The sequence below is a fragment of the Marseilla massiliensis genome (assembly GCF_016899955.1).
In the GTDB taxonomy this organism is placed as follows: Bacteria; Bacteroidota; Bacteroidia; order Bacteroidales; family Bacteroidaceae; genus Prevotella; species Prevotella intestinigallinarum.
The window spans coordinates 1-26,658 of record NZ_JACJJL010000014.1; the positions used below are offsets into that span (position 1 = coordinate 1).

The 26,658-nt window shown below is 52.1% G+C and carries 24 protein-coding genes; 10 read left to right on the forward strand and 14 right to left on the reverse strand.

Going from position 1 to position 26,658, the window contains the following annotated elements; all coding sequences use genetic code 11:
* Positions 1 to 756: 756 nt before the first annotated feature.
* Positions 757 to 3,069 (reverse strand): transglycosylase domain-containing protein, encoded by a 2,313-nt coding sequence (locus H6B30_RS09125; RefSeq protein ID WP_205109808.1) that lies wholly within the window; start codon positions 3,067 to 3,069, stop codon positions 757 to 759.
* 161 nt (positions 3,070 to 3,230) lie between these two features.
* Between H6B30_RS09125 and pyrB the strand changes: the two genes are divergently transcribed.
* The 7 genes from pyrB to H6B30_RS09160 all read left to right on the forward strand — a co-directional run bounded on the left by pyrB (position 3,231) and on the right by H6B30_RS09160 (position 12,092).
* Entirely contained in the window at positions 3,231 to 4,175 is a 945-nt protein-coding gene (gene pyrB, locus H6B30_RS09130) for an aspartate carbamoyltransferase (protein ID WP_205109810.1), read from the forward strand.
* A gap of 3 nt (positions 4,176 to 4,178) precedes the next feature.
* Positions 4,179 to 4,634, forward strand: coding sequence for an aspartate carbamoyltransferase regulatory subunit (gene pyrI, locus H6B30_RS09135; protein WP_205109812.1), 456 nt, complete (start codon positions 4,179 to 4,181; stop codon positions 4,632 to 4,634).
* 658 nt (positions 4,635 to 5,292) lie between these two features.
* Complete coding sequence (glyA, locus tag H6B30_RS09140) at positions 5,293 to 6,573, forward strand: serine hydroxymethyltransferase (RefSeq protein WP_205109814.1); 1,281 nt, start codon at positions 5,293 to 5,295, stop codon at positions 6,571 to 6,573.
* Positions 6,574 to 6,767: 194 nt separating this feature from the next.
* A complete protein-coding gene (locus tag H6B30_RS09145; protein WP_205109816.1) occupies positions 6,768 to 7,469 on the forward strand; it encodes a DNA alkylation repair protein in 702 nt (233 codons plus the stop codon).
* A gap of 15 nt (positions 7,470 to 7,484) precedes the next feature.
* Positions 7,485 to 9,251, forward strand: a complete 1,767-nt coding sequence (locus H6B30_RS09150) for a DUF4026 domain-containing protein (RefSeq protein WP_205109819.1) — start codon at positions 7,485 to 7,487, stop codon at positions 9,249 to 9,251.
* A 130-nt stretch (positions 9,252 to 9,381) separates the two neighbouring features.
* The gene (locus H6B30_RS09155) at positions 9,382 to 11,532 is read left to right on the forward strand and encodes a Tex family protein (protein WP_205109820.1); all 2,151 of its coding nucleotides are present in this window, start codon (positions 9,382 to 9,384) and stop codon (positions 11,530 to 11,532) included.
* A gap of 386 nt (positions 11,533 to 11,918) precedes the next feature.
* Positions 11,919 to 12,092, forward strand: coding sequence for a hypothetical protein (locus H6B30_RS09160; RefSeq protein WP_205109822.1), 174 nt, complete (start codon positions 11,919 to 11,921; stop codon positions 12,090 to 12,092).
* Between the two features lie 165 nt (positions 12,093 to 12,257).
* Here H6B30_RS09160 and coaW read toward each other — a convergent pair whose 3' ends face one another.
* From coaW to H6B30_RS09210, 10 genes are all read right to left on the reverse strand, one after another.
* Positions 12,258 to 13,100 carry a type II pantothenate kinase gene (gene coaW, locus H6B30_RS09165; RefSeq protein WP_205109824.1) on the reverse strand — a complete coding sequence of 281 codons (843 nt, stop codon included), beginning with the start codon at positions 13,098 to 13,100 and terminating at the stop codon, positions 12,258 to 12,260.
* Between the two features lie 200 nt (positions 13,101 to 13,300).
* Positions 13,301 to 13,645: a 50S ribosomal protein L20 gene (gene rplT / locus H6B30_RS09170; protein WP_205109826.1), complete on the reverse strand. Its 345-nt coding sequence runs from the start codon at positions 13,643 to 13,645 to the stop codon at positions 13,301 to 13,303.
* A gap of 33 nt (positions 13,646 to 13,678) precedes the next feature.
* Positions 13,679 to 13,876, reverse strand: a complete 198-nt coding sequence (gene rpmI, locus H6B30_RS09175) for a 50S ribosomal protein L35 (RefSeq protein WP_205109828.1) — start codon at positions 13,874 to 13,876, stop codon at positions 13,679 to 13,681.
* Between the two features lie 92 nt (positions 13,877 to 13,968).
* Positions 13,969 to 14,661, reverse strand: a complete 693-nt coding sequence (gene infC / locus H6B30_RS09180) for a translation initiation factor IF-3 (protein WP_205109830.1) — start codon at positions 14,659 to 14,661, stop codon at positions 13,969 to 13,971.
* Between the two features lie 164 nt (positions 14,662 to 14,825).
* Positions 14,826 to 15,335: a thioredoxin gene (gene trxA, locus H6B30_RS09185; protein ID WP_239483823.1), complete on the reverse strand. Its 510-nt coding sequence runs from the start codon at positions 15,333 to 15,335 to the stop codon at positions 14,826 to 14,828.
* A 142-nt stretch (positions 15,336 to 15,477) separates the two neighbouring features.
* The gene (gene thrS / locus H6B30_RS09190) at positions 15,478 to 17,439 is read right to left on the reverse strand and encodes a threonine--tRNA ligase (protein ID WP_205109834.1); all 1,962 of its coding nucleotides are present in this window, start codon (positions 17,437 to 17,439) and stop codon (positions 15,478 to 15,480) included.
* Positions 17,440 to 18,580: 1,141 nt separating this feature from the next.
* Complete coding sequence (locus H6B30_RS09195) at positions 18,581 to 20,554, reverse strand: tetratricopeptide repeat protein (protein WP_205109836.1); 1,974 nt, start codon at positions 20,552 to 20,554, stop codon at positions 18,581 to 18,583.
* 9 nt (positions 20,555 to 20,563) lie between these two features.
* Positions 20,564 to 21,127, reverse strand: a complete 564-nt coding sequence (gene def, locus H6B30_RS09200) for a peptide deformylase (RefSeq protein WP_205109838.1) — start codon at positions 21,125 to 21,127, stop codon at positions 20,564 to 20,566.
* 27 nt (positions 21,128 to 21,154) lie between these two features.
* On the reverse strand, positions 21,155 to 21,583 hold the full coding sequence (gene ruvX / locus H6B30_RS09205) for a Holliday junction resolvase RuvX (protein WP_205109840.1): 429 nt from the start codon (positions 21,581 to 21,583) through the stop codon (positions 21,155 to 21,157).
* 35 nt (positions 21,584 to 21,618) lie between these two features.
* Complete coding sequence (locus H6B30_RS09210; protein ID WP_205109842.1) at positions 21,619 to 22,116, reverse strand: SPOR domain-containing protein; 498 nt, start codon at positions 22,114 to 22,116, stop codon at positions 21,619 to 21,621.
* A 222-nt stretch (positions 22,117 to 22,338) separates the two neighbouring features.
* On the opposite strand from H6B30_RS09210, the gene H6B30_RS09215 reads away from it, so the two are divergent.
* From H6B30_RS09215 to H6B30_RS09225, 3 genes are read left to right on the forward strand one after another with little or no spacing between them, the layout of a single operon-like run.
* A complete protein-coding gene (locus H6B30_RS09215) occupies positions 22,339 to 22,551 on the forward strand; it encodes a YtxH domain-containing protein (RefSeq protein WP_205109844.1) in 213 nt (70 codons plus the stop codon).
* Between the two features lie 43 nt (positions 22,552 to 22,594).
* Complete coding sequence (locus tag H6B30_RS09220; RefSeq protein ID WP_205109846.1) at positions 22,595 to 22,945, forward strand: phage holin family protein; 351 nt, start codon at positions 22,595 to 22,597, stop codon at positions 22,943 to 22,945.
* Between the two features lie 20 nt (positions 22,946 to 22,965).
* Entirely contained in the window at positions 22,966 to 23,226 is a 261-nt protein-coding gene (locus tag H6B30_RS09225) for a hypothetical protein (protein ID WP_205109848.1), read from the forward strand.
* A gap of 648 nt (positions 23,227 to 23,874) precedes the next feature.
* Here H6B30_RS09225 and H6B30_RS09230 read toward each other — a convergent pair.
* The 3 genes from H6B30_RS09230 to H6B30_RS09240 are packed head-to-tail and all read right to left on the reverse strand — an operon-like array spanning position 23,875 to position 26,509.
* Positions 23,875 to 24,636 carry an MBL fold metallo-hydrolase gene (locus H6B30_RS09230; protein WP_205109850.1) on the reverse strand — a complete coding sequence of 254 codons (762 nt, stop codon included), beginning with the start codon at positions 24,634 to 24,636 and terminating at the stop codon, positions 23,875 to 23,877.
* On the reverse strand, positions 24,633 to 25,646 hold the full coding sequence (murB, locus tag H6B30_RS09235; protein WP_205109856.1) for a UDP-N-acetylmuramate dehydrogenase: 1,014 nt from the start codon (positions 25,644 to 25,646) through the stop codon (positions 24,633 to 24,635). The genes H6B30_RS09230 and murB overlap by 4 nt, the downstream gene beginning before the upstream one ends.
* Before the next feature lie 17 nt (positions 25,647 to 25,663).
* Positions 25,664 to 26,509, reverse strand: coding sequence for a DUF4348 domain-containing protein (locus H6B30_RS09240; protein ID WP_205109858.1), 846 nt, complete (start codon positions 26,507 to 26,509; stop codon positions 25,664 to 25,666).
* Positions 26,510 to 26,658 lie beyond the last annotated feature (149 nt).

Consider the following 26,658-nt stretch of genomic DNA (forward strand, 5'->3'; position numbering starts at 1 on the left):
CAGGATCAAACTCTACATTGTATAATTGACTTTTATCTTAAAACCTCAACGGACGTAAAGCCCGAAGGGTCTGTTCCGTACACAGGGCTGGCTAAATGCACAGCCCCGGCTCTCGCCTTGTACTGCTCTACATATCCTCTGTCTGTCTCAACCTGTCAAAGAACTCTTTCTCTCGCCGCTCATCAGGGGTTGTTCCCTGAAAGCGGATGCAAAGGTAGGCACTTTTTCACAAACCACAAAACATTCGCGGTTTTTTTTGCCTCCGGAAAACGTTTTTTTATATTTCACTTGACAAACATCAAGCACAGTGGGACGCATACAATATAAATATAATAAGCGAAAACAAAATACACCAGCAACAATATGGCGCAGCAGAACAACTGGCATGGGGAACCGAGACGCGCAAGACGGTGAAACATAAGCAACATGCCTGCATTAGCCAAACAAGCACATACGAACGGCAAGAAACTGCCAACAGAATTAGGAGACAACCCGAACCTGGGTGCTGAGTTCAGTTGCAAACAGGATAAACAAACAAAGCAAAGGAAAAGATACAGCTTCGACAACTAAACGACAAAGCGCAAAATATATGCCACCTGGCGCATGCAAAAAGAGACCAGCGACAGACGTGAAAACGGCAACCTGCGTTGCCGGCAGCCCTTTCAGGCAAACCGGCAACGCAGGTTGCGATGATACGCCGTCAGAAGCAAGGCACTGTGGTCGGCTCAAGGCCGACAGATGTCATGCCGACAAGCGTTACTCATATATTTCATCGATACCATCGACCTCAACCGAGTCGGCGACAGCCCCACACGGATTGTAGTCTTTCGGCAAATCAAACACAGCACTCTCACTATACCCAAGGTCAGTGTCGGCAAACACGCTGCGCATATAATAAGCCCAGATTGGGAGTGCCATCGTGGCACCCTGCCCCATGCGCATAGAGTCGAAGTGAATGTCGCGGTCGTCGCCGCCAACCCACACACCACTGACAAGTTCGGGAGTAACCCCGATGAACCACGCGTCGCTGTTGTTGTTGGTAGTTCCGGTCTTACCACCAATTTCACCTTTCATATTATAACGGAAGCGCAACCTGCCTGCCGTGCCGCCGTCGACCACCCCCTTGAGCATATACAGCATCTTGTTGGCGCTCTCGGCGCTTATAACCTCATTCATCCTCGGCTGGAATCGGGCTATGACATTGCCCTCATTGTCTTCAATCTTTGTGACAAACAAAGGCGCGCAACGTATGCCATGGTTGACGAAAGCCGTATATGCGCTCACCATCTCGGCTACAGATATGTCACATGGGCCAAGGCACAAGGCCATCGACGGATGTATGTCGGGGTTGTTCACGCCATACTCATGCAGCAAGTCTACAAAAGCCTGCGGGTTGAGCTTGCTCATAAGATACGCTGAAATCCAATTGTTGGACTGAGCAAGCCCCCACTTTAGCGTAACCATCTGCCCGTACCGCCTGCGGCTGGCATTCCTCGGTGTCCACCTCTGCCCGGCCACGATATACGTCTGTTGCACATTTGGCGCCATGTCGCATGGTGAGAATCCGTTTTCCATTGCCAGCGAATAAAGGAACGGCTTTATGGTCGACCCTACCTGCCTGCGCCCTTCCATGCACATATCATATTTAAAATGTATGAAATCCATTCCACCGACATAAGCCTTGACAGCCCCGTCGACCGGGCTCATGCTCATGAACCCGGTGCGCAGGAACGACTTGTAATATCGTATAGAATCGAGCGGCGTCATCGTTGTGTCAATCTCGCCATGGTAAGTAAAGACTGTCATTTCCGTAGGTGTGCGGAACGCCTTCCTTATGTCTGCCTCCGAAGCCCCATCGGCTTTCATCACCCGATAGCGCTCACTTTGCCTCACCGACCGCATCAATATCTGGTTTACTTGGCTGCTTGTCAGTTTCCCGGAGAACGGAGCGGTTTTCTTTCCGCGGTTCTCGCGGTCGAAGGCCGGCTGCAAGAACTTCACCACATGGTCGCGCACAGCCTTCTCGGCATACTCCTGCATTCTGGAGTCGATGGTGGTAAACACCTTCAGCCCGTCGGCATAAACGTTGTATGGCGTGCCGTCTTTCTTCGTATTCTTATGGCACCACCCACACAAGGGGTCGGTAGCCCAGTTCACAGAGTCCTGGTAAAACTTAACCATGTTCCACGACGGGTAGTCGGCCCGGCGCGGTTTCTCCATCGTCATGTACAGGCGCAGGAACTCCCGGAAGTAGGTTGCTATACCGTCCTTATGGTCGGCCACATGGAAATTGAGCTTCAAGGGCTCGGCAGAATACTGGTCATACTGCGCCTGGGTTAGGAAGCCGGCTTTCATCATCTGCATTAGCACCACGTTGCGCCGTTCGCGGCACCTCTCCGGGTTGCGCACAGGGTTATAATAAGACGGGTTCTTGCACAGGCCTATGAGCATGGCCGACTCCGTTACAGTAAGGTTGCGTGGCTCCTTCCCGAAGTAAGTGTTGGCCGCGGTCTTTATTCCCACGGCGTTGTGAAGGAAGTCGAAATAGTTGAGATACAACGCGATGATTTCATCCTTCGTGTAGTTCCGTTCAAGCTGCACGGCAATGACCCACTCTATCGGCTTCTGCAACATACGCTCGGTGACACTGTGGGCCGTGCCCGAGTAAAGCTGCTTGGCCAGTTGCTGCGTTATGGTGGAACCGCCGCCGGCATTCACCTGCCCCAGTATGCCGCGCTTGACGACCGCTCTTCCCAAAGCATAGAAGTCGATGCCCGAATGGTCGTAGAATCGAACATCCTCTGTGGCGATGAGCGCCTGTACAAGAGATGGCGACAACTGAGAAAAGTCCACGCAAATCCTGTTCTCCTTATTATAATTCCATGTACCCATTATCTTACCATCGGCAGAATACACCTGCGTGGCAAAACGATCGATGGGATTTTGCAAATCCTCTACCGGCGGCATATAGCCTATCCACCCCTTGGCTATGGCGGTAAAAGCTACAGCTGCGAAAAGCACCACAAGCACCAACACGGTCCAAAGGAAGCGAACAAAGAACTTTCTCATCTCAAAACGTAGTCATAATTAATTACCTTCATGCAAAAGTAAGGATTTTACTTCACATACAAAAAAAATATGGTTGATTTTCTATGCCGTATATATCCAATTATCGGAAATTATGTGTACCTTAGCGGTCGAAAATGAACTTAAAACATATTACAGCACTGATGGAAAAGCATAATTTTGTCACTATCGCCGACATCACGAAAGAGAAGATACTCTACATGATTGATATGGCGCACGAATTTGAGAAACACCCCAACAGGGAACTGCTGAAAGGCAAAGTTGTGGCAACGCTGTTCTTCGAGCCCTCAACCCGCACCCGCCTGAGCTTCGAAACAGCGGCCAACCGCCTCGGGGCGCGCGTCATAGGATTTGCCGACCCAAAGGTGACCAGTGGCACTAAAGGCGAGACGCTCAAAGACACCATAATGATGGTGGCAAACTATGCAGACGTCATCGTGATGCGCCACTACATCGAAGGGGCCGCCCAGTATGCCAGCGAAGTGTCGCCGGTGCCCATTGTCAACGCCGGCGACGGGGCCCACCAGCACCCGTCGCAGTGCATGCTCGACCTGTACTCCATATACAAGACCCAAGGAACGCTCGAAGGCCTGAACATATACCTCGTGGGCGACCTTAAGTACGGGCGCACCGTCCACTCGCTCATCATGGCCATGCGCCATTTCTCTCCCACGTTCCACTTCGTAGCCCCAAAAGAGCTGGCCATGCCCGCAGAATACAAGCTTTACTGCAAGGAGCACGGCATAAAATATGAAGAGCACACCGAATTCACCGAAGACACTATTGCCGACGCCGACATCCTTTACATGACACGAGTGCAGAAAGAGCGCTTCTCTGACCTCATGGAGTACGAACGTGTGAAAAACGTGTACATATTAAGAAACGACATGCTGGCCAAGGCCAAGCCAAACATGAAGATACTGCACCCGCTGCCCAGAGTGAACGAAATAAACTACGACGTTGACTCAAACCCGCACGCCTACTACATACAACAGGCCGGCAACGGTCTTTATGCCCGCGAGGCCATCTTCTGCGACGTGCTGGGAATTTCTTTAGACGAAGTTAAAAACGACAAAACAATCATCTGACACATGAACAAGAACGAAATGCTCGTGGCCGCCATCAAAAACGGCACCGTCATCGACCACATACCAACCGACAAGACATACCAGGTGGTCAACCTGCTTAAGCTCGAAGAAATAGCCACGCCTGTAACAATAGGCTACAACTATCTGTCAAAGAAGCTCGGGCGCAAAGGCATAATAAAGGTGGAAGACAAATTTTTCACCGACGAGGAGATATCACGCCTCTCGGTTGTGGCCCCCAACATAGTGCTCAACATCATAAAAGACTATGAGGTGGTTGACAAAAAGACAGCCACCACACCCGACGAACTGCGTGGCATAGTGAAATGCAACAATCCCAAATGCATAACCAACAACGAGCCCATGCAGACGCTTTTCCATGTGGTTGACAAAAAGAACGGCATACTAAAATGCCACTACTGCGAAATGGAACAGGACATCGACAAGGTTGAACTCGTATGAGCCGCGCCATCATCACAGCATAACTACAGAAAACGAAAATCCACGAAGCGCCGCCAACCATCATTTGTTGGCGGCGCTTTGGCATCATAGGCAGATGCCATCAAGCGACCGCCCATATTGCAAACATTGCGGGCGCAGTCTGCAGGTTGCCACGCCTGCCACGGCTATCAACCGAATAAATTACAACAGCCTGACAGTCATGAACTTACCGAAACGGTTGTTTTGCATTGCAAAACGGCACAAACCATCACGCCGAACGGCCCGTTTGGCATACTCAAACGGGCCGTTCGGCCAACGACATGGTTAAGCATCAGGCTGTCGGCCGGCCATCATCGAATGGCAAGCAGCCACAACAACTCCCCTCACCCGCCGTGCCACAGTCATTATTCCGGCACGGACCTCTCGGCATAACCATCAAGCAAAATCAGTGGCTGGCGGGTGGCCAGGCCCCACAAAAAGCCATTGGCGCAAGCCGTCAAAAACTCTTAACACTTTAGCACAATGCAGACAGCTGCGAAAAATGGAAGTTTTTAAGTGCAAAACGCTGTGTAATACCAAAATTATTGTGTACCTTTGCAACACGGCCGCCTAAAGGCGGGCAATGCCGAATGCCGGCGGCCGACACAGCATGACTGTCATCAACAAACACTAATAAGACATGAAAAGAGATCAGGAGGTCTTCGACCTTATCGAAAGGGAGCACCAGCGCCAACTGAAAGGCATGGAGCTTATCGCGTCAGAGAATTTCGTCAGTGACGAGGTAATGGAAGCCATGGGCTCTTACCTCACAAACAAGTACGCTGAGGGCTACCCAGGCAAGCGCTATTACGGAGGCTGCGAAGTGGTAGACAAGGTGGAACAACTGGCCATCGACCGCGTGTGCAAGCTGTTCGGGGCAGAATATGCCAACGTACAGCCACACTCCGGAGCCCAAGCCAACGCCGCTGTGCTGCTGGCCGTGCTCAAGCCCGGCGACACATTCCTCGGTCTCAACCTCGCCCAGGGCGGCCACCTGTCACACGGTTCGGCCGTAAACACATCGGGCATACTATACAATCCGGTAGGCTACAACCTCAACCGCGAGACCGGCCGCGTTGACTACGACGAGATGGAACAGCTGGCCATCGAGCACAAACCGAAGCTCATCATCGGCGGAGGCTCTGCATACAGCCGCGAATGGGACTACAAGCGCATGCGCGAGATAGCCGACAAAGTGGGTGCACTGCTCATGATCGACATGGCCCACCCGGCCGGACTGATAGCTGCCGGACTGCTGGACAACCCGGTGAAGTATGCCCACATCGTGACCTCTACAACTCACAAGACCCTCCGTGGTCCGCGCGGCGGCATCATACTCATGGGCAAGGACTTTGAAAACCCATGGGGCCTGAAGACACCAAAGGGCGCAACGAAGATGATGAGCCAGATACTCAACTCGGCCGTATTCCCCGGACAGCAGGGCGGCCCGCTCGAGCACGTCATAGCAGCCAAGGCCGTTGCCTTCGGCGAAGCACTGCAGCCAGAGTTCAAGGAATGGGCAAAGCAGGTGCAGAAAAACGCCAAGGTGCTTGCCGACGAGCTTATCAAGCGTGGCTTCACCATCGTGAGCGGAGGCACAGACAACCACTCCATGCTCGTAGACCTGCGCTCGAAATATCCCGAACTGACCGGCAAGGTGGCAGAAAACGCCCTTGTGGCCGCCGACATCACTGTAAACAAGAACATGGTGCCGTTTGACACACGCAGCGCTTTCCAAACCAGCGGCATCCGTCTTGGCACACCTGCCATCACCACACGCGGCGCAAAGGAAGACCTCATGGTGCTCATAGCAGAACTGATTGAGGAGGTTCTCAACGCCCCCGAAGACGAAAACGTAATCAGCAGCGTTCGCGCCCGTGTCAATGAGACAATGAAGAACTATCCGCTCTTTGCATATTAATTTGACAAAAGGATTTTTATCCGGCCTGGAAGCCGTGCGCACGGCAGGCTTGCCCAGACCATAGCAACCTCGATGGCCGACCGTTAATGGTCGGCCATCATGCGTTATTACTTACAGAACCAAATTTGTTCCACACCAAGAAAAACCGCAATCAAAATTTCATTTTAAGCTCCAAAAATGCTATATTTGCACTTATGGACATAACAACAACCATAATTGAAGAGTTAACGGCACTTTCAACCGAGGAAAAAAGGCAGGTGCTGCCCCGCTTTTTCAAGACCGGGCCGGGAGAATACGGCGAAGGCGACCTCTTCATCGGCACGGCCGTGCCAGACACAAGACAGGTGGCAAAAGCCCATCGTGACATATCCATGGCCGACGTCGAGGCATTGCTCAACTCTGAATGGCACGAGGTAAGGCTGGCCGCGCTGCTAATAATGGTGGCAAAAGCCAACAAGGCCGACGACAGCACAAGGAAAGAGCTGTTTGACTTCTACCTGAGCCACACTGACAGAATAAACAACTGGGACCTTGTAGACCTGTCGGTCAAAACTGTTGTAGGCGAATATCTGATGGACAAACCTCGCGACCAGCTCTACATTCTGGCCAAAAGCCAGTCACCATGGGAGGTGCGCATGGCCATAGTTTCCACATTTGCGTTCATACGCAAAGGCGAACTCGACGACACCTACCGGCTCTGCGACATGCTTATGAACCACAAACACGAGCTCATACACAAGGCGTGCGGGTGGATGTTGCGCGAAGCCGGCAAGCGAGACCCAGCCCGGCTGTATGACTATGTCTATGCAAACCTCAAGCGAATGCCCCGCACCATGCTGCGTTACGCAATCGAACGATTTGGCAAGAGTGAAAAAGCAACCCTCATGAAGAAATAAATCCATACTTTAGCCATGAACAGAGAAGAAGATAGAATAAAGCTGATTCAACAGATGTGCGACGATGATCGCGAAGAAGAAGTGGTACGGATGATTGACGACCTGCCCGACGAGGAACGTACATACAAGATTGTCGGACTGCAAGCACGCACGCTGTCAAACCTGGCGGGCATGATTCGCAGCGGGTATACAGAAAGCGAACTCAACCCCGACGACCTTGACAGGCGGGCACTCAGCATACTGGCCGACACTGCCGAAGAGGGCAAGGACGACCCAAACTGGTGGTGCCGCAACGGATACACACGCATGGGACTGAACATGGAAGCCGAAGCCATACCTTTCTTTGAGCATGTCATGACGCTGATACCCGACGACCCGGAAACCCAAGAGTTTTGGAGCGACGTGCCGGAAGCCATCGAGAATTGCAAGAAAACCGTCGAATTTCTTGAGCATCCCACCCTACGCGAACCTCCATACATCAAAAAACGCTCGGTGATGATAGCCGTGTCGCGTGTCGACGACTTCACGGCCGACATGCAGGCGTTCAGAAACCGCATGGGCGACATTGCCGGATTGGAAAGCCTCGAGTTTGAAGACGTTTCACAAAACACGGAAACAAACACGATTGAGCATGTTCACGGGCAGTTCTGCGGAGAGCCGTTCGACATGGAAATCGACCGGCTCGAGGCGTTCAACGCCTCTGGCATGTTCATCAGCTCCTACTTCAACAAACAAGACCTGGAGCTGATTGGCCAAGAAAGGCCGGGCTACGGCATCGACATCCGCTTCGGAACAGCCAACCCACTGGCATGGCTCCACCTGCAGCTAAAGATTGCCACAGCACTCGTACCAAAGCTCCTCGCCATTTATGACCTGTCAAGCCAGCAAGCCTTGTCGGAGTCGTATGTGGTCAGCACCGCACGATCGTCATCAGGACCACATGCAAGTTTCGCCTACAGCATAGCTTCAGAAAGCAACGAACAAGGCTCCGACACTTGGCTGTACACCAACGGTCTGGCACGCTTCGGGCTGCCGGACATTGAGATTATGCACAGCGACGCCAACCACTCTGCATGCCACCGCAAACTGATAGAGGCTGTTGCTTCATACATGTTGTGGCACCAAGCCCCCGAAACACGACAGACAATGCGGCCGGATGTGCCGTTTGCCATCATGACGGGCAACGTGCCGCTATACATCAGGCTGCTGCCATGGAACGAGGCCATAAAGGACGGACAGAAAGACAAGGCAACCCCAGGGTCGATAAGGACAAGGCTAAAAAAGATGAACGCCAACTCTTGCGTCATATTCGCCTACGAAAACGAAGACGCCATGGCAGCAGACGCATACCAACCGCTCTGGATGAAAGACGACTTCCTAACAAACGACAGGGCCGACGACCTGCGATTGCTGCACTGCGAGGAAGAACGCAAGTTCGCGCACGACTACTCAAACGAATACTTCTGGCTGCCCGAGCACGTGGCCAAGCGCACTCCGGAAAAGGTTTGGTTCAAGTTTGACCTGACAAACGATGAAGGCGAGGTAGAAACAGTGTGGACAAGACTCATCAGCTACACCGACAGGCACAACTTTGAAGTGGAGATTGACGATACACCACTGGCTTTGCCTTACGAACAAGGCGACAGGCTTCGCTTTGTAGACGAACATGACGTAAAGCTCATATCATGGATGGTAGAAACAGAACAATCCAACATCAACCCGGGTAACATATATATTCTTGATGCCGAACCATCCATAAAACGCGAGCTCGGAATAGAATGACGGCGCTCACATGTGGGCATACGGCCGACAAAGGCAAAGACTTCCTGCTGCCATGCCCGGCACACGGCATTGGCGCAGCGGCCGTCTGCCCACAGTGTACGCCATAATCCAAACACTACAGAAACAAACAATGGAAACCAACACAGACATTTTCAGCGACATCATTGCACGCAACCTCGGCATAGACAGGCGCCACGTGGAAAACGTGCTTGGCCTTATTGCCGAAGGATGCACCATACCTTTCATAAGCAGATACCGCAAAGAGCGCACTGGCGGCATGGACGAAGTGCAGATAGCTGCCATTGCCGACATGGCCGGAAAACTGACGGAAATGGCCAAAAGGAAGGAAACAATAACCAAAACCATAAGCGAACAAGGCAAGATGACCGCCGAACTGGACAAACGGATAAGCGAATGCTGGAACGCGGCCGAACTGGAAGATATTTACTTGCCATACAAGCCTAAGCGCCGCACCAAGGCACAGGTGGCCCGGGAGCGCGGCCTTGAACCACTGGCGGCAATAATATCGCTGCAGCGCGAGAGCGACATCGAGGCCGCGGCACGGCGCTTTGTGCGCGGAGAAGTGAAAGATACGGCCGACGCGCTGAAAGGAGCACAAGACATAATTGCCGAGGGCGTCAGCGAAGACGAACGCACCCGAAGCCTTGTCAGGAATGCGTTCAGGCGCGAAGCGGTGATAACATCCAAGGCAGTAAAGGCCAAAGCCGACTCCGACGAGGCTGCAAAATACTCCGACTACTTCGACTTCAGCGAGCCACTGCGGCGTTGCCCGGCCCACAGGTTGCTGGCAATGCGCCGAGGCGAGGCGGAAGGCATACTGCGCATAAGCATATCTGCCGACGACGAAGAGAGCAAACAGAGGATAAGGAAGATGTTTGTAAAAGGCACATCACGCTGCTCTAAACTCGTGGCAGATGCAGTAGACGACGCCCTGAAACGCCTGGTGAAGCCGGCCATCGAGACGGAATTCGCCGCAATCTCAAAGGAACAAGCCGACGATGAGGCCATAAGGGTGTTTGCAATGAACCTGCGCCAACTGCTGCTTGCCGCCCCCTTAGGGCCAAAGCTGGTCATGGGAATTGACCCCGGCTTCAGAACCGGGTGCAAGGTGGTGTGCCTTGACGCCCAGGGTAACCTGCTGCACCACGAGGCTATATTCCCCCACCCGCCCGCCAACCGCCGCAGTGAAGCCGAGACACGGGTGAGAGACATGGTGAGACAATACCGGCCGGAAGCCATTGCCATAGGCAACGGAACCGCCGGACGCGAAACGGAAGCCTTCATCAGGTCGGCCGGACTGTCGGAAAGCATCAGGATATACACCGTTAGCGAAGACGGAGCCTCGGTATATTCGGCATCCAAGGTGGCGCGCGATGAGTTTCCAGACAAGGATGTCACCGTGCGTGGGGCCGTGTCTATAGGCCGCAGGCTCATGGATCCGCTCGCCGAGCTTGTGAAAATAGACCCGAAGAGCATCGGCGTCGGCCAATACCAGCACGACGTAGACCAGACGAAGCTAAAGAAAAGCCTCGACCAGACGGTTGAAAGCTGCGTAAACTCCGTTGGTGTCAACCTCAACACCGCCAGCCAGCACCTGCTTACCTACGTGAGCGGACTCGGCCCGACACTGGCACACAACATTGTAGACTACCGAAAGGCCCACGGCCCGTTTAAATCGCGAGCCGAACTGATGAAGGTGTCACGGCTCGGGCCTGCCGCTTTTGAACAATGTGCAGGCTTCCTGCGCATACCGGAAGCCCCAAACCCGCTTGACAACACAGCAGTACACCCCGAGAGCTATCGGATTGTGGAAAAAATGGCCGCCGACGCCGGGTGTACCGTGGCTGAACTCATTGCGTCGCCAGAAAGGCGGAAGAACATCGACATCAAGCATTACGTGACGCAAAGTGTGGGCATGCCTACACTGACCGACATCATGAACGAACTTGACAAACCGGGACGCGACCCGCGCGGACAAGCCGAGGAATTTGAATTTGACCCCAATGTGACGTCAATTGACAACCTAGCTGAAGGAATGGAACTGCCGGGAATAGTGACAAACATCACCAACTTTGGGGCTTTTGTCGACATAGGTGTCCACCACGACGGTCTGGTTCACATTTCGCAAATGGCCGACCGCTATGTCTCTGACCCTACAGAAGTGGTGAAGCTGCACGAACATGTCAGGGTAAGGGTAATTGAAGTGGACCGGAAGAGAGAACGGATATCACTGTCTATGAAGGGAATAAGGCAGAAATGACTTGCAGGCAACGACAAGCCACAGACCCATTTCCGGCATAACCGACAATACGCAACAACAGGCCGACAAGACATCCTTTGCAGGCTTTGACGCTCTCATGCCGTTCACGGTCAGACAGTTCTGCCCTGCAGGCATACGAACAGCGCCCGTTGTCCAAGGCCGAAAGATATGCTTTTGGCAATACTTTACGTCAGAATGCACAACTGCCGCAAGCAGATTTATTGCCATGAGACGTCATGTAGCATTCTGTAACATCCAAGAATGAAAAACAAAAGGCATGAAACGACTCCCACTGTCACGTACTTTGGCATTGGAAGTAGTTTCATGCCTTTTGCAAAATGACAGCTTCGGCATTGGCAGCCGCACAATGTAACATGTCAACGGCAATGACAAAATCAAGACCTAAAGCCATGACAATTGCTTACAAAAGGCATCGATATATTTCACTACCACTGCCATTGCTGCCCCAAACACCCCAAAACGGAAAGCCAAACAGCACAAACGACAATCCCAAACGGCCTATTTTGCAGCACGAAACGGCAACAATGGCAACCAACTGAACATCAATTTGTTACGCAGAATCTGCACTGCTGCAATAAAAAATTACACGTAAATAGTTTCCATACATACGCCCCTTGCGGCACTGCCATAATCCGTCACGGCCACACACCATTGCATTGAGCCGCCGAAAGGCACTTTAGCAGAGGCATGCCAGCACACAGACGCTACAACTTCTCTACATGGAAACGCTGGTCGAAATGGCACAATGCAGCACCGATGGCCGTACAGAATTCAGAATACTCGGGTATGATGAACTTCACTCCGTATAATTTCTCAATCGGAGGAAACACAACCCTGCACTGTGGCAACAGCGTAAGATTGCCTATCATCACATATTCACGAATGTTGCTGCCTATCGAAGCCAATACTGCCGACTGACCCACAGACTGCAAAACGGTCCATATCAGGCCGATGGCAATGTCCTCACGCGAAGCATCGCTGCGGGCATTGCCGAAAAGAGAGGCCACGGCCGACATGGGAAGTCCGGGCAACGGCCTGGCACTAATGTCGCCGATGCGCAAATTAATGCTGGATATGTTGCCCCTCACAGCCATCTCGGAAACCGTACGTATGTCGTCTGTCTTAAGCAAAAGGCGCGAAAGCCCCTGCAATGTGCCCCCGCCAATGCCAATGCCGCCGATGTGCTCTATTTTGTCACCGTCGCATCTGACAAGCGATGTGCCTGTACCCATGCTCACAACTATGATTCGGTCTTTGCCCGACTCATGGCAAGCACCGAGTCCGTCGGCCACAAACTCACCGGCCTTGGCTGTCGGCAACCCATAAACAGGCTTGCTGATGTAAGCCGCCCCCACGCCTGTTAGCATCACATGGTCTACGTCTGACATCTGAATCTTGTTATCATAAAGATATTTGCCGAACGCTCCGTAAAGCGACGAAACCGGGTCGGTGGCCTTGATTCTCATCGGTGAAACCACTCGCCCATTACAAATGCCAACTATCTTTGTTGTGCTTATGCCGACATCTATGCCAATTACCATTCCCATTGAAAAATAATGTCTGTTGGTTTAACGATATACTAAAACCTCATTTCAAACCTCTCACACCACATGCCATACTTCAGCACAAAGCCGACATGGCACAAGATGGCGGCAGAAAGAGGAAAAACAAAAGCCGCAGTCTCCGTCGTAGAGGAGACTGCGGCCCAATATTCATCGCGTGAATGAGTTTACTTGTACAATGCTGATTACTTAACCTTCTGCACAATAGCCTTGAATGCCTCAGGATTATTGACTGCGAGGTCAGCAAGCACCTTACGGTTGATTTCGATACCGGCCTTGTTGAGCGCACCCATCAGCACAGAATAGCTCATTCCCTCCAGACGGGCAGCAGCGTTGATACGCTGAATCCACAATGAACGGAAATTGCGCTTCTTGGCGCGACGGTCACGATATGCGTATGTAAGACCCTTCTCCCAGGTGTTCTTTGCTACAGTCCAGACATTCTTGCGTGCTCCAAAATAGCCGCGTGTAAGCTTTAAAATTCTCTTTCTCCTTGCTCTCGAAGCAACGTGATTTACTGATCTTGGCATAATTTTCTACTTTAAACGTTCGACAATTAGGATTTAACGGAGGCACAGCAGATCACGAACCTGCTTCATGTTATCAGTGTCCACAAGTGTCTGGTGAACCAAATTACGCTTTTGCTTCTTGGTCTTCTTAGTCAGAATGTGGCTGTGGTAAGCATGATGTCTCTTAATCTTACCCGACCCGGTGAAACGAAATCTCTTCTTAGCACCGGAATTTGTCTTTACTTTTGGCATTTTTTTAATGTTTAATTATGATTGTTATTTATTACAGTGGCAACGCATATACCGGGCGTTACGCACTTCTTCTTTCATCCTTGTCACGAATGTCACTCGCCACCCTGCAGCTTTTTAAGGGCATCGGGGCTTATCTTCGCGTTGGCAAGCAACCCGCCATTGGCCGGTGTCTCGTCAGCCTCTGCAGTTGTTTCGGCTGCCGTTTCTTTGCCGGCGGCCGCTTTCTTCTCCCTATCCATGGCCTGTTGGCTCTTCTTAGCAGAACCGGTCTTCTTCGGGGCGATGTATATGAACATCTTCTTTCCTTCAAGCGATGGCATGTGCTCTACCTTGCCGACCTCTTCCAGGTCATTGGCAAACCTGAGCAACAGCACTTCTCCCTGTTCCTTAAACAGGATTGAACGCCCCCTGAAGAACACGTATGCACGCACCTTGTTGCCATCTTCGAGGAATTCCTTGGCATGCTTGAGCTTGAATTGATAGTCATGCTCATCGGTCTGAGGCCCGAAACGAATCTCCTTAACCTCCACCTTAGCCTGCTTCGCCTTCAGTTCCTTGGCACGCTTCTTCTGCTGGTAGAGGAACTTAGAATAGTCGATGAGGCGACAAACGGGCGGATTGGCATTGGGAGATATCTCAACGAGATCCACTCCTTGTTCGCGAGCCATATCCATGGCCTGGCGGGTTGGCATTACTGTCGAGCCGCCATCGCTGACGATACGGACCTCACGCACTCGTATCTGTTCATTTACACGATACTGATTTTTTATATTGTCATTCTTCATTCAACTATTTTATGGAAATCGGGTGCAAAGTTACGATTTTTAATACAAACGGCAAAACATTTCTGCCCTTTTATTTTCACTTTTCAACTGGAAACCAAGCAATTTGCATTATTAACGCCCAAATCCGGCTTTATGAGCCGAGCAATATTGTCAACAAAAGCCAGTCACTGCGCCGTTTTTCCCAAAAGGCGCTCGTCGAAGCCCTTTTTCAGCTCCTCTTTCGGCATAAGGCCCATTGAAACAAAAGGCTCACCATTTGCCGGAATCCACAGAAGCATTGGGATGCTCTGCACGTGAAAGGCTGCTGCCAGCTCGGGCTCCTTGTCTACATCGACCTTGTACACCTTCACCTTTCCGGCATATTCAGCGGCCAGTTCCTCCAACAGAGGCGACAGCTGCTTGCAAGGGCCGCACCAAGTGGCATAAAAGTCGATGACGGCGGGGGTGTCGCCTTCATACTTCCACTTGTCTGGGTGGCTCTTGAAATCGTACACCTTACTGATAAAGTCTGCCGTGTTCAGATATGTCACAGCACCCTCTGCCTTAACATCGGATGCCACCTGCACTGTATCGGCTGCCTTGGCGGGAAGTTTTCCCTTGTTGCCTTGCCCGCCACAGCCCGGTATGGCCACAACAGCCAGCATGCAGGCAATGAATGTTTTTAATTTTGTCATAATCATTTATTAATGTGTTACACGTCTGGCCAAGCCGTTGCCGGCACGACGTATGAAAACGATTGCCGCCTGCCACGGGATAATGAACAATCCTGCAACAGGCGACAACCACTATCGTCTTACAAAAATGGTTTCATGCCTCTTACTCCGGCCTTACGTCGGTAGCCTTGAGCAGCTCGGCCACCTCGGCGTTAACCTTGCCTGCAAACTCGACAATGGTCATCACGCCACGCTCCTCAGAGCCCTGCTTGCGCACGCTTACAGTGCCGTCGGCCTGCTCCTTCTCGCCGACGATGACCATGTACGGTATGCGCTTGAGCTCGTTGTCACGCACTTTGCGGCCGATTTTCTCGTTGCGGCTGTCAATGGTTGCACGCACACCGACGGCATCGAGCTCGCGGGCAACGCGCGCAGCGTAGTCGTTGTACTTCTCGGATATTGGCAGGATTGCCACCTGGTCGGGTGTCAGCCACAGCGGGAAGTGACCTGCGGTATGCTCGATGAGCACAGCGCAGAAGCGCTCCATCGAGCCAAACGGGGCGCGGTGAATCATCACCGGGGTCTTCTTGGTGTTGTCCTCGTCGGTATATTCGAGCTTGAAACGCTCAGGCAGGTTATAGTCTATCTGTATTGTGCCGAGCTGCCAGCGGCGGCCTATGGCGTCTTTCACCATGAAGTCGAGCTTCGGGCCGTAGAATGCTGCCTCGCCATACTCAATCTTTGCCTTGAGGCCTTTTTCCTTGCAAGCCTCGATGATGGCCTGCTCGCCTTTCTCCCATACCTCATCCGAACCTATGTATTTCTCGCGGTCGTTGGGGTCGCGAAGAGATATTTGGGCCTCGAAGTTGTCGAAATGGAAGATGGAGAACACAGTGTGTATGATGTCCATCACGCGGAGGAACTCGTTTTTCACCTGGTCTGGCCGGCAGAAGATATGGGCATCGTCCTGCGTAAACGAACGCACGCGGGTGAGGCCATGCAGCTCTCCGCTCTGCTCATAACGGTAAACGGTGCCAAACTCGGCTATGCGCAACGGCAGGTCACGGTAAGAACGCGGCTTCCACGCAAACACCTCACAGTGGTGGGGGCAGTTCATTGGCTTGAGCATATACTCTTCTCCCTCCTCAGGCGTATGTATGGGCTGGAACGAATCCTTGCCGTAGTGGGCGTAGTGGCCGCTGGTCACATAGAGGTTCTTGCTACCGATATGCGGTGTTATCACCTCCTTGTAGCCATAGCGCGACTGTATCTTGCGCAGCATATCCTGCATGCGGAGGCGCAATTCTGTGCCTTTGGGCAGCCAGATGGGCAGTCCCTTGCCCACGCGCTCAGAGAACATGAACAGCTCCATTTCCTTTCCAATCTTCCTATGGTCGCGTTTCTTGGCCTCTTCCAGCATTACCAGATATTCGTCAAGCATCTTTTTCTTCGGGAACGTGATGCCGTAAAGACGCTGCATCTGCTCTCTTGTGGCGTCGCCACGCCAGAAAGCACCGGCCACGCTGGTGAGTTTGATAGCCTTTATAAGCCCGGTGTTGAGCAAATGGGGGCCTTTGCACAGGTCGGTGAATGCACCTTGGGTATATGTAGTTATCGAACCGTCCTCAAGATCCTGCTCGATATGTTCGCACTTATAAGTCTGCCCGTCGGCGGCAAACTCCTTCAGAGCGTCGGCCTTCGACACTTCCTTGCGCACCACAGGCTCTTTCTTTGAAGCCAGTTCGCGCATTTTGTCCTCAATCTTCGGGAAGTCTCCTTCCTTGATGGCCTCGCCGTCCTTCAACAAGACGTCATAGAAGAAGCCGTTCTCCACAGCCGGACCGAAACCAAACTGTATGCCGGGATAAAGCTCCTGCAACGCCTCGGCCAGCAGGTGGGCCGAAGTATGCCAGAAGGCGTGCTTGCCCTCATCGTCCTCCCACTTGTAAAGCTGAACGGTGGAATCGGCGTTTATCGGCCTGTTAAGTTCTACTGTCTCGCCGTTGACGCCGCAAGCCAGCACGTCGCGTGCCAATGCCGGCGAGATGCTCTCAGCAATCTGAAGTCCGGTCACGCCCTGTTCGTACTCGCGCACGGAACCGTCCGGAAATGTGATCTTTATCATAGTCGTATTGTTTAACCTTACTTTCAATGCGCAAAATTAACCATTAAATTCGGAATAAGTGCACGTTTAACAGGATTTTTTTGCCCGCCGACAGCGATTGCGGCCCGCCGGAGCCCATTTGCACATTACGCAAGGCAAGTGGCATTGACCGGGAAAACACAGCTCAGAGCCGCCGCCAATGCCACCACGACGCATTGCCATGGCCTGAAGACAGCCGAGCCACGCCTGTGCATGTACGTATTTCAACGTGTGAAGTATATGCAATATGGCTGAGAGTTTATAGCCGGAAATCAGCCTTTACATTGCCTACATGCCATCAAAATGCCCCACTGTTGCCGACGCCACGACTGCCCCCGCGCCCAGGGAATACGCCGCACATGCTCTCGGGCATTTGCCTTGGCTTTATATGCCAGGCCAAAGCCATGCCATATAGTACAGACACCTCGCAGCAACAGTTCACACCGTTGGCCAGACGACCAAACAACCGGCCATGGCAGAGCAATCTGAGCTGTGGCAATTGCGCCAAATAAGGCATAGGCAGGCAAGCTGCCCACAGCTGACAGAGCGTATATAACGAGCCAATGGGCATAGCCCGAACGGCATACTTACACGCTGCCGCATACCGGCACAATCGGACTTGCATACCATCCCCCTAAAGGGCCGACACTGTGACAACCAAACCCACGGGCCAGCCATGCCAATGCCCGATTGCCGGATGCCCGGATAAACGCTCCACTATTTGTATGAATATTTCATAGGACGGCCAAAATGGTTTAAAGCACTGGGGTACAGCAGGTTAAGAAACAAAAAGAAAGAGGGTGCAAAACTGCCCGTTTTGATAGTTCAAACAGACCATATCAGAGTACCAAACGGCCCATACGGCCAGCCAGAACTGCCCTTGGTGGTTTTCAAAACTATATTTGTAAATATTTGTTGACGCTTCGACCGTGGTTTGAAAACTACGCAACACCACGCAGGTTTACATTCCGCAGAATTGAGATTCCAATGCTCCTTGCCTGGCAAGCACGCCGCCATGATGCAAAGAAGTGGATGGAAATGACGCATGGAGAAGCGATTGGATGCGGCTAACGCCGGGGCATGGCATTTCTAAACGCCCTCTACAAAGCCATGCTCGAATCCGTCATTTCTTGTCGCCCTTGGCGTATCTCTTTATTATGCTGTAAGCGTTATACAGTCCAAGCTCACCGGCCTTGCTCAGGTCGGCTATGCCTGCATCGGTGCGCTGGCTGAACAGCTCTGCCAGACCGCGGTTGTAGTAAGCCTCGGCGAGCTTCTGGTCAAGGCTGATGGCCTTGGTATAGTCCTCGATGGCCCGGGCATAGTCCTTTCGCGCGGCATAAACGTTGCCCCGGTTATAATAAAGGTAGGCACACTGGGGGTTGAGCTTGATGGCACGCTCAAGGTCGGCTATGACATTGGCATACTTCATTGCCATGTCGGTGCCGAGCGAAGCGTTGAACTCATTCACCTTGGTCTGGCACACGGCACGCTGCCAGTAGCCCAGCGAAGAAGCGGTGTCATTCTGTATGAACTCCGACAAGTCGCCTATGGCGTCTTCAAAGTTCTGCGTGGCCGAATAAGCAACGGCCCTCAAGAGCAAGGCCGACTGGGCCCCGATGCGCCCGCCGGTGCCTCCGATACCGCTCGAGAGAGAGTCGATGTAGCTGAAAAGGGCTTTGGAATGTGGCTCGTCGAGTGCTGCCTGATTGCAGTTGACGTATACCCGCCGCGCTTTGCCCGCCTGCTGGTTGAACGCATCGACTTGCCTGTCGAATGGGATGTAGAGCGTCACGTCGCTATGGTAACGGTCGAACGACAACCCGAACATGGGCAGGAAGGCCACTTCGACCTGCCTGTCTTGCACGCGGCCGCGGTAGTCGCTTTCATACTTGTGCTCCATTTCCTGCTCGTCGGCCACCACAAGCTGGTTGTACTTATCCATGTCTTCGTCGCTGCGCTTGCGCAACTGCTCTTTGTTGAGCCTTGGCTGTATGCCGTAAAGGCTCTTGTAAAGCTGTGCCTTGTACACCCTGAATTCGTCGGCCTCGGCCTGTTTGGTCATGCCCAGCCTCCTGTAACAGGCTGCACGGTATTGCAGTCCGGTCCAGAAATTGGGGTATTGGTCGATGACTTTCGAGTAATCGCGTATGGCCCCGCGCAGGTCTCCCGTGCGGTCAAGAAGCAGGGCGCGGTTGAACAGTGCCATGAGGTTGTCGGGTTCGAGCTTCAAGACAAAGTCGAAGTCGGTGATGGCACGGTTGTCGTCACCCACTTGCGAACGCAGCAATCCCCGGTTGTAATGGCCGAGAAAGTTGTTGGGATCAATGTCGAGGGCTGTGTCGTAGTCGGCCATCGCACCTCGAAGGTTGTTTTGGTTGACCCGCGCAAGGGCACGGTTGATATAGTTGCCGGCTTGCTTGGGCAACAGGTGTATGGCTTTGTCGAGATAGCCCTCGGCATCTTTCCACTCCTTGCGGGCCAGGCTGATTATCGACCGCATGGTCCATGTAGACCCGTCGTAGGGGTCTATCTCCAGACTCTTGTCCAATGCGGCTATCGCTTTGGCCGTGTCTTTCTGCAGCATATACACCTCGGCCTTCATCGAATAGGCCGGGGCGTACTTGCTCCAGTGCACCGCCATGGTGTCAAGTTCGGCCAATGCGCGTTCGTATTCCTTGTTCTGGATTCTGCAGAGCACCCTGTTGTGCCACATGCTACGGTTCTCCGGGTCGTATTTCAGAGCCTTGGTGTAGTCGTCAATGGCATCAGAAAACTTCTCCTGGCGTATCCGCGCAATGCCCCTCAGCTCGTAAGTGTTGACCACATACGGGTTGCGGTCGATGGCTTGGGTACAGTCTTGCTCTGCCCCAACGAAGTCGTCGAGGTAAAATTTTGCCACGGCACGGTAGAACCAAGGCTCATACAAGTAGGGCTTGGCCATTATAGCCTGGTTGAAATACTGTATCGAAAGCACATAGTCTTCATAATAGAGCGCGCTGCGCCCTATCGTTACGAGCCTGTCTGTGTTGAATTGTGCCCTGCCGGCAAGCGGCAACAGCAGCATCGTTATGAAGAAAACAACCTTTCGATACATATTTCCAACTTACTTCTTCACCGCAGCCTTTGTCTTGTAACCGCAGCGATAACGCCCTTGAAGCAAGGCGCGCAGCTTGCTCTTGATGAGCTGCTTGCGCAGAGGCGAGATGCGGTCAATGAACATTTTGCCGTCAAGATGGTCAAATTCGTGCTGCATCACGCGGGCGAGGTAGCCCTCAATCCACTCGTCGTGGGGCTGCATCTGCTCGTCGAGGTAGCGCACCCTGATTCGCGTTGGGCGCGTCACGCGCTCGTGTATGGCCGGCAGGCTGAGGCAACCTTCCTCCATCGTCTCAGTCTCCGAGTCGTCGTATTCCTCTATATGAGGATTGATGTAAGCCTTGCGGAAACCCTTGTATTCCGGCAGGTCGTCCGAAAGAACGTCAAGGTCGATTACAACGACACGTATGGCCTTGCCTATCTGAGGTGCCGCAAGCCCCACTCCCTCGGATGCAGTGAGGGTTTCAAACATATCCTGAACCAGTTCATCCACTCCCGGCATATCCGCCGGGATGTCCTCGGCAACCTTTCTCAATACCGGCTGCCCGTAAATATATATCGGTAATATCATCTTTTCTCTCTTTAATAAGAAACTCACCTACCTTCCGGCAGGCCCTCGCCTTGATGACAGATAATCGCTGAGGATGATCGTTGCGCTTATCTCGTCAACCAGCTCTTTGTTCCGGCGGGCCTTCTTTCCGAGGCCGCCGTCTATCATCGCCCTATGCGCAAGCACCGAAGTAAAGCGTTCATCGTAATACTCTATGGGGATGTCGGGCATTGCCTTGCGCCATCTGGCCACAAACTGCCTCACCCGCTCCAGGTTCTCGCTGGGCATGCCGTTGGGCTGCATGGGCTCACCGATGACGATGCGCTCAACCGACTCGCGCCCCACATAGTCGCGCAGATAGTCAAACAGGCCAGACGTTGGAACGGTTGCCAACCCTCCCGGCACAATCTGCAGAGGGTCGGTAACCGCCAATCCTGTCCGTTTTTTCCCGTAATCGATAGAAAGTATCCTTGCCACAGGCTTCGTTTATCGATTGCGTTCACATTATATTATTATTGCGCATTGTAGAGCAACCATGCGTCGGGGTACTTTGCCCTGAACTCATTGCGGCTTGCCGCTGCATCGGCCTTGCTGTCAAAAGTGGCTGCAACAACACGATACATATTGCGATCCTCGTTCTTCACCACCTGCGCATCATATCCAGCCTCCCTCAACTTCTGCTGGAGTCCGTCTGCATTTGCCTTTAGTGAGAACGAGCCAACCACGACACTGAAATGCTTCAAGCCAGACCCGTTGACCAGTGACACCCTTTCCTGGCGCACCTGCACGTTGTCCACATTATCTACAACCTGGGTGTCTGTTGCGGGTCTGTCCACAAGCGGAGCCACCACATTGGCCTCTGTCTGAGCCGTTTCAGGTGTGGTCTGCTGTGCAGTCTCCTGGGCCTTAGCCTTCTCGTATGCCTTCTTGTAAGCACTCTCGCTCGATTTGCAGCTAGTGAAAGCCATTGCGGCGCATAAACCTGCGCATAACACCATGTACTTCTTCATCTTCACCATTATTAAAATTAAACTTTCGAAATTGTATAGAAATATTTGTGCGAAATTACTAAATATCATGCAAAAGCGAAGAAAAACCCGACATAAAGTTTGTTAAATGCAGGAAATCGCTGCCATTTAACAAAAAATGATGATAAAAATTGTTTTACTCGGAAAATCTTTTCTATATTTGCGATACGAAAAAATTATTGTCTAATTTAAAACATAACGACTATGAAGAGTTTAGGTTATATCAGCGCATTCCTCGGCGGAGCCATCGCCGGAGCCGTGTTAGGACTTTTGTTAGCCCCGGAAAAAGGCAAAGACACACGCGAAAAAATAACTGACGCCGTTGACGATTTCCTCAACAGGCACAACATCAAGCTGAGCCGCAAGGAAGTTTGCGACCTCGTTGACGACATACAGGACGCTGCTCCGCAGGTATAAGGGCGCGAGTGAACAATCAGCAAAGAACTGACAAAACCAAAGAATGTTATCAAGCGACAAAAACGTTGAGTCGTTGGCACGGCTCATTGAGACACTTAAAGATTACATCGGGCTTCAGAAAGAATACCTGAAGTTCGATGTAATCGACAAGTTGGTGCGGCTTATCACGGCGTTGTCACTGACAATAATAATGTTTGTGCTTGTGTTTGCCGTGCTTTTCTACCTGTCTTTCGCAATGGTATACTGGATTTCGCCTGTCACGGGCACAGCCTGCGCCTTTGCCATCGTTGCGGCAATGCTGCTGGCATTGCTCATCATCATCTTCGCCTTGCGCAAACCACTGATAACCCGCCCACTGATCAGATTCATCACGGGCATACTCTTGAGCAAGTGATTAACTAAAAAGGAACAGAAATGCCGATAAACAACAAAGCTTACTATACGCTGGACGACATCCAGGCCCGCAAAGATGAGCTGCAGAGCGAAATACACAAGAAGGGCGAACAGATAGGGCTATTGTGGAACAGCCTGTTTACACCCAAGAAAGCCAACACGAAAGGTGAGCTCATAGCCAGCATCATAACAAACAGCATAACGGCTTTCGACACGTTCATGCTGGTGAGAAAACTCATGAGCAAATACGGAGGGCTGTTTAAAAGCAAGAAAAAACGCTGACGAAGACATGCATGCCGCAAGGCTAAGTTAGCGGAACTGGCTTGGCGGAACTGCAGACAGGCACCGCCAAACGCATCGGCATGGGTAAGCATTCTTCGTGTCTTTCACGCGCACACCATACATTATTCCAAGGCAATCTGCATTGGCCACCCATAAATACATAAGGGGAATGAAAGGCAAACCCGTGTGAACTTATATTTACAAAAGCCTAGTTGTCGCGCCGCTATGCACACCGTGCGGCGTGAAACGGCTTGTTCGGCACTGCCATACGGCCCGTTTTGCAACATGAAACGGGCCAAACCGAACTTAAAGACGGCAAGCATTGCAACTCGCTGACACACATTCGGTTGTATACAATAGCCCAGGAAACAAAAATATTCAACAAACAATAATCCACTAAGTTACATATTTCTGCAGCCTGACGCATTTTAACAAAGCTGCTTACAACCAACCCGCATTATGTTGTATCAGCACAGCAACACAGCCTCAACAACGACAAGGCACAAAAAAAGGAGTACCGCTGTACTCCCAACCATTTGTTAACCTTAAATCTAATACTATGAAAAACACAGTGCAAAGATAAGAATATTATTGCAATGCACAATATTTTATGGTGCAAAGGCACCAAAGATTTATCATTATTTAACTTTAAATATCGATTACTTGGCCGTCATACGCCATCTCAAAGCCTTCCGGCAACAAGTGACAGACCTCATCATGCAGGCCGATATGGTGGCAAGAGTGCATGAAATAAGTGTGGCGGGCACCGATACGGCGCGCAAAACATATTGCATCGTCAACCAATTGGTGTGAGTGATGCGGGCGTTCAAAACGCAAAGCATTGACAACCAGCACCTCCACCCCGTCCAGATAGGCAAGCTCACCATCGCCGATGGTCTTCATGTCTGTTATATACGCCATCCGGCCGAAGCGGTAGCCAAGTATCGGCAGCTTGTCGTGCATCACTTCAACCGGCATTATGTCAATGTCGCCAATGCGCAGCGGCTTGTGCGGCTCTATCACAATGAGGTTTATGTTTGGCACCCCGGGATACTTCTCCTTGTCGAAGCAATATGGTATAGCCCTCTTCAGGTTGGCAGCTGTGATGCGGTCTGCATATATGTCTATGTCGCCAAACTTGCAGAAAGGCCGCAAATCGTCTATCCCACCTACGTGATCATAGTGCGAATGCGTTAGCAGCACGCCGTCTATCTTTCTGAAAGGCATGTTCAGGGCCTGCTGCCTGAAGTCCGGCCCGCAGTCGATGAGCAGCCTCGTGGTATCGGATTCTACCAGCGCCGAGCTCCGCAGGCGGTGGTCTTTGGGGTTGTTGCTCCTGCACACTGCGCACTGGCACCCTATCATTGGCGTGCCGAAACTGCCTCCTGTACCAAGAAACGTAAGCCTCATCTGATGTTCACCTCCGGTTTAAGCATAATGCCAAACTTCTCGTTAACGTCGTGGCGTATGGTCTCGCACAACCTGACGACATCTGAGCCTGACGCCCCGCCAAGGTTGACGAGCACCAGTGCCTGCCTGCCATGCACGCCTGCCCTGCCCAAGGCCTTGCCTTTCCATCCGCACTGCTCTATCAGCCAGCCTGCAGGAATCTTTTCGTGGTTGCTGTCTACGGTGTAATGAGGCATGCCGGGGTATAGTGCCGCAAGCCCGTCATAGCACTGGCGGTCTACCACGGGGTTCATGAAGAAGCTGCCGGCATTGCCTGTCACCTTCGGGTCGGGCAGCTTTGCATTGCGTATGTCTATCACTACCTGCCGCAGTTGCCCGGCTGTTGGCACAACGATGCCTCGCTTTTGCAGTTCCGCCCTGATGTTGCCATAATCAAGGTGGGGCCTGAACTGCTTGCCCAAACGGTAAGTGACATGGGTTATGACATACCGTCCGGCCCACTCGCCCTTAAAGCGGCTGTGCCTGTAGGCATATTCGCAATCGGCATTATTGAAGCGTTCGAGGCTGCCGTCGGCCAACGACACAGCCTCAACCTCATATATCAAGTCTTTCGCTTCGACGCCGTATGCACCGATATTCTGCACAGCGCTTGCCCCAACTTCGCCCGGGATGAGCGACAGGTTCTCGGCCCCGTACCATCCGTTGGCCACGCATGTGCCGACAAATCCATCCCAGTCTTCGCCACTTCCTACCCTCACGAGCACGCTGTCACCGTCGTCCGACGGAACGATGCCCCTGATGGCAGAATGCAACACCGTACCGGGGTAGTCGGCCGTAAGCAGCAGATTGCTCCCGCCGCCAAGCACAAGCAACGGGTCGTCGGCCTTGGTTAGGCCGGCAATTACATCCCGCAGCTCGTCGACAGAGCCGAACTCGACAAACCGGCTGCACGAGGCTTTTATTCCAAATGTGTTGTGTGGCGTTAAGTCGTAGTTTCTTATATCCTTCATCTCAAGTCAAACGTTTATCATGTTGAGAGCTCAACCAACAGCCATTTGCCGCCCTTGCGCTCGAAAGTCATCTCTACCTCGAGGCCGTTGGATATGCCCCTGATAACAAATATCTTGTGGTCGCTCTCTGTATATGTCTGCCCGTAAATGATGTTATAAATCATTTTAGACGGCATTTCAGAAGCGAACGCGGGCCAGGTGTCCGCAGTTATCACTCCCTCAATCTGACTGAAGTCGTCGTCGGGGTCGGGTCCTGTGAACTTGACCGGGTCTTTCAGGCTCGCAATCTGGAACGCCGAGTCGCGCGAGAAACGCTGGTAGAACTTCAGGAACGAAGCGTTGGTGTTCTCATACAGAGGCTTGTAATGTATGGAACAGAGCATCCACAATCCCCCCACCCTGTCGAAGACATACTGCTTGACCTGCTTTTTGGGGAAGAACACCTTCTCGACGACCACATGATCGATAGAAGTGTCCTTCACAACAGCCATCTGCTTCATGTTGTCGAAGATGAGAGTATAGTACCCTTGGCGCATAAAGAAATGATCCATCCGCCAATCCTCTTTCTGGATGTAGTCTGTCTGGTCGCCTTTTATCACCGGCAACGGAAACTTGATGCGCCCCATCTGCAGCTTTCGGTTGGCTGCGAAATTGAAGAAAAAATCATCAAACAACTCGTCGGCTGCCTTTGGCATGGGTGTCTCGGATATCAGTTGCTCCATCGTGTCCACCGGGACGGTGTCCACAACGAAGCTGTCTGAAGAATCAGGCACCACCTCATCGGCATCCTTGGCAGTCTTGTTTCCTTTACAGGAAAACATCAACAAGACCATTGCGAAAACCGCAATCAAAAACCTTTTCATCTATAAACCGGAATATATCCGCCTCTCAAATTTCGGCAAAAGTACAACTTTATTTTGATATCTTGCTCTGTTTTGACACAAAAATATTACCTTTGCAGCAAAAATTAGCCCGAAACGGTCATGCCAAGTGGCTGCCACAGGCCGGCGGG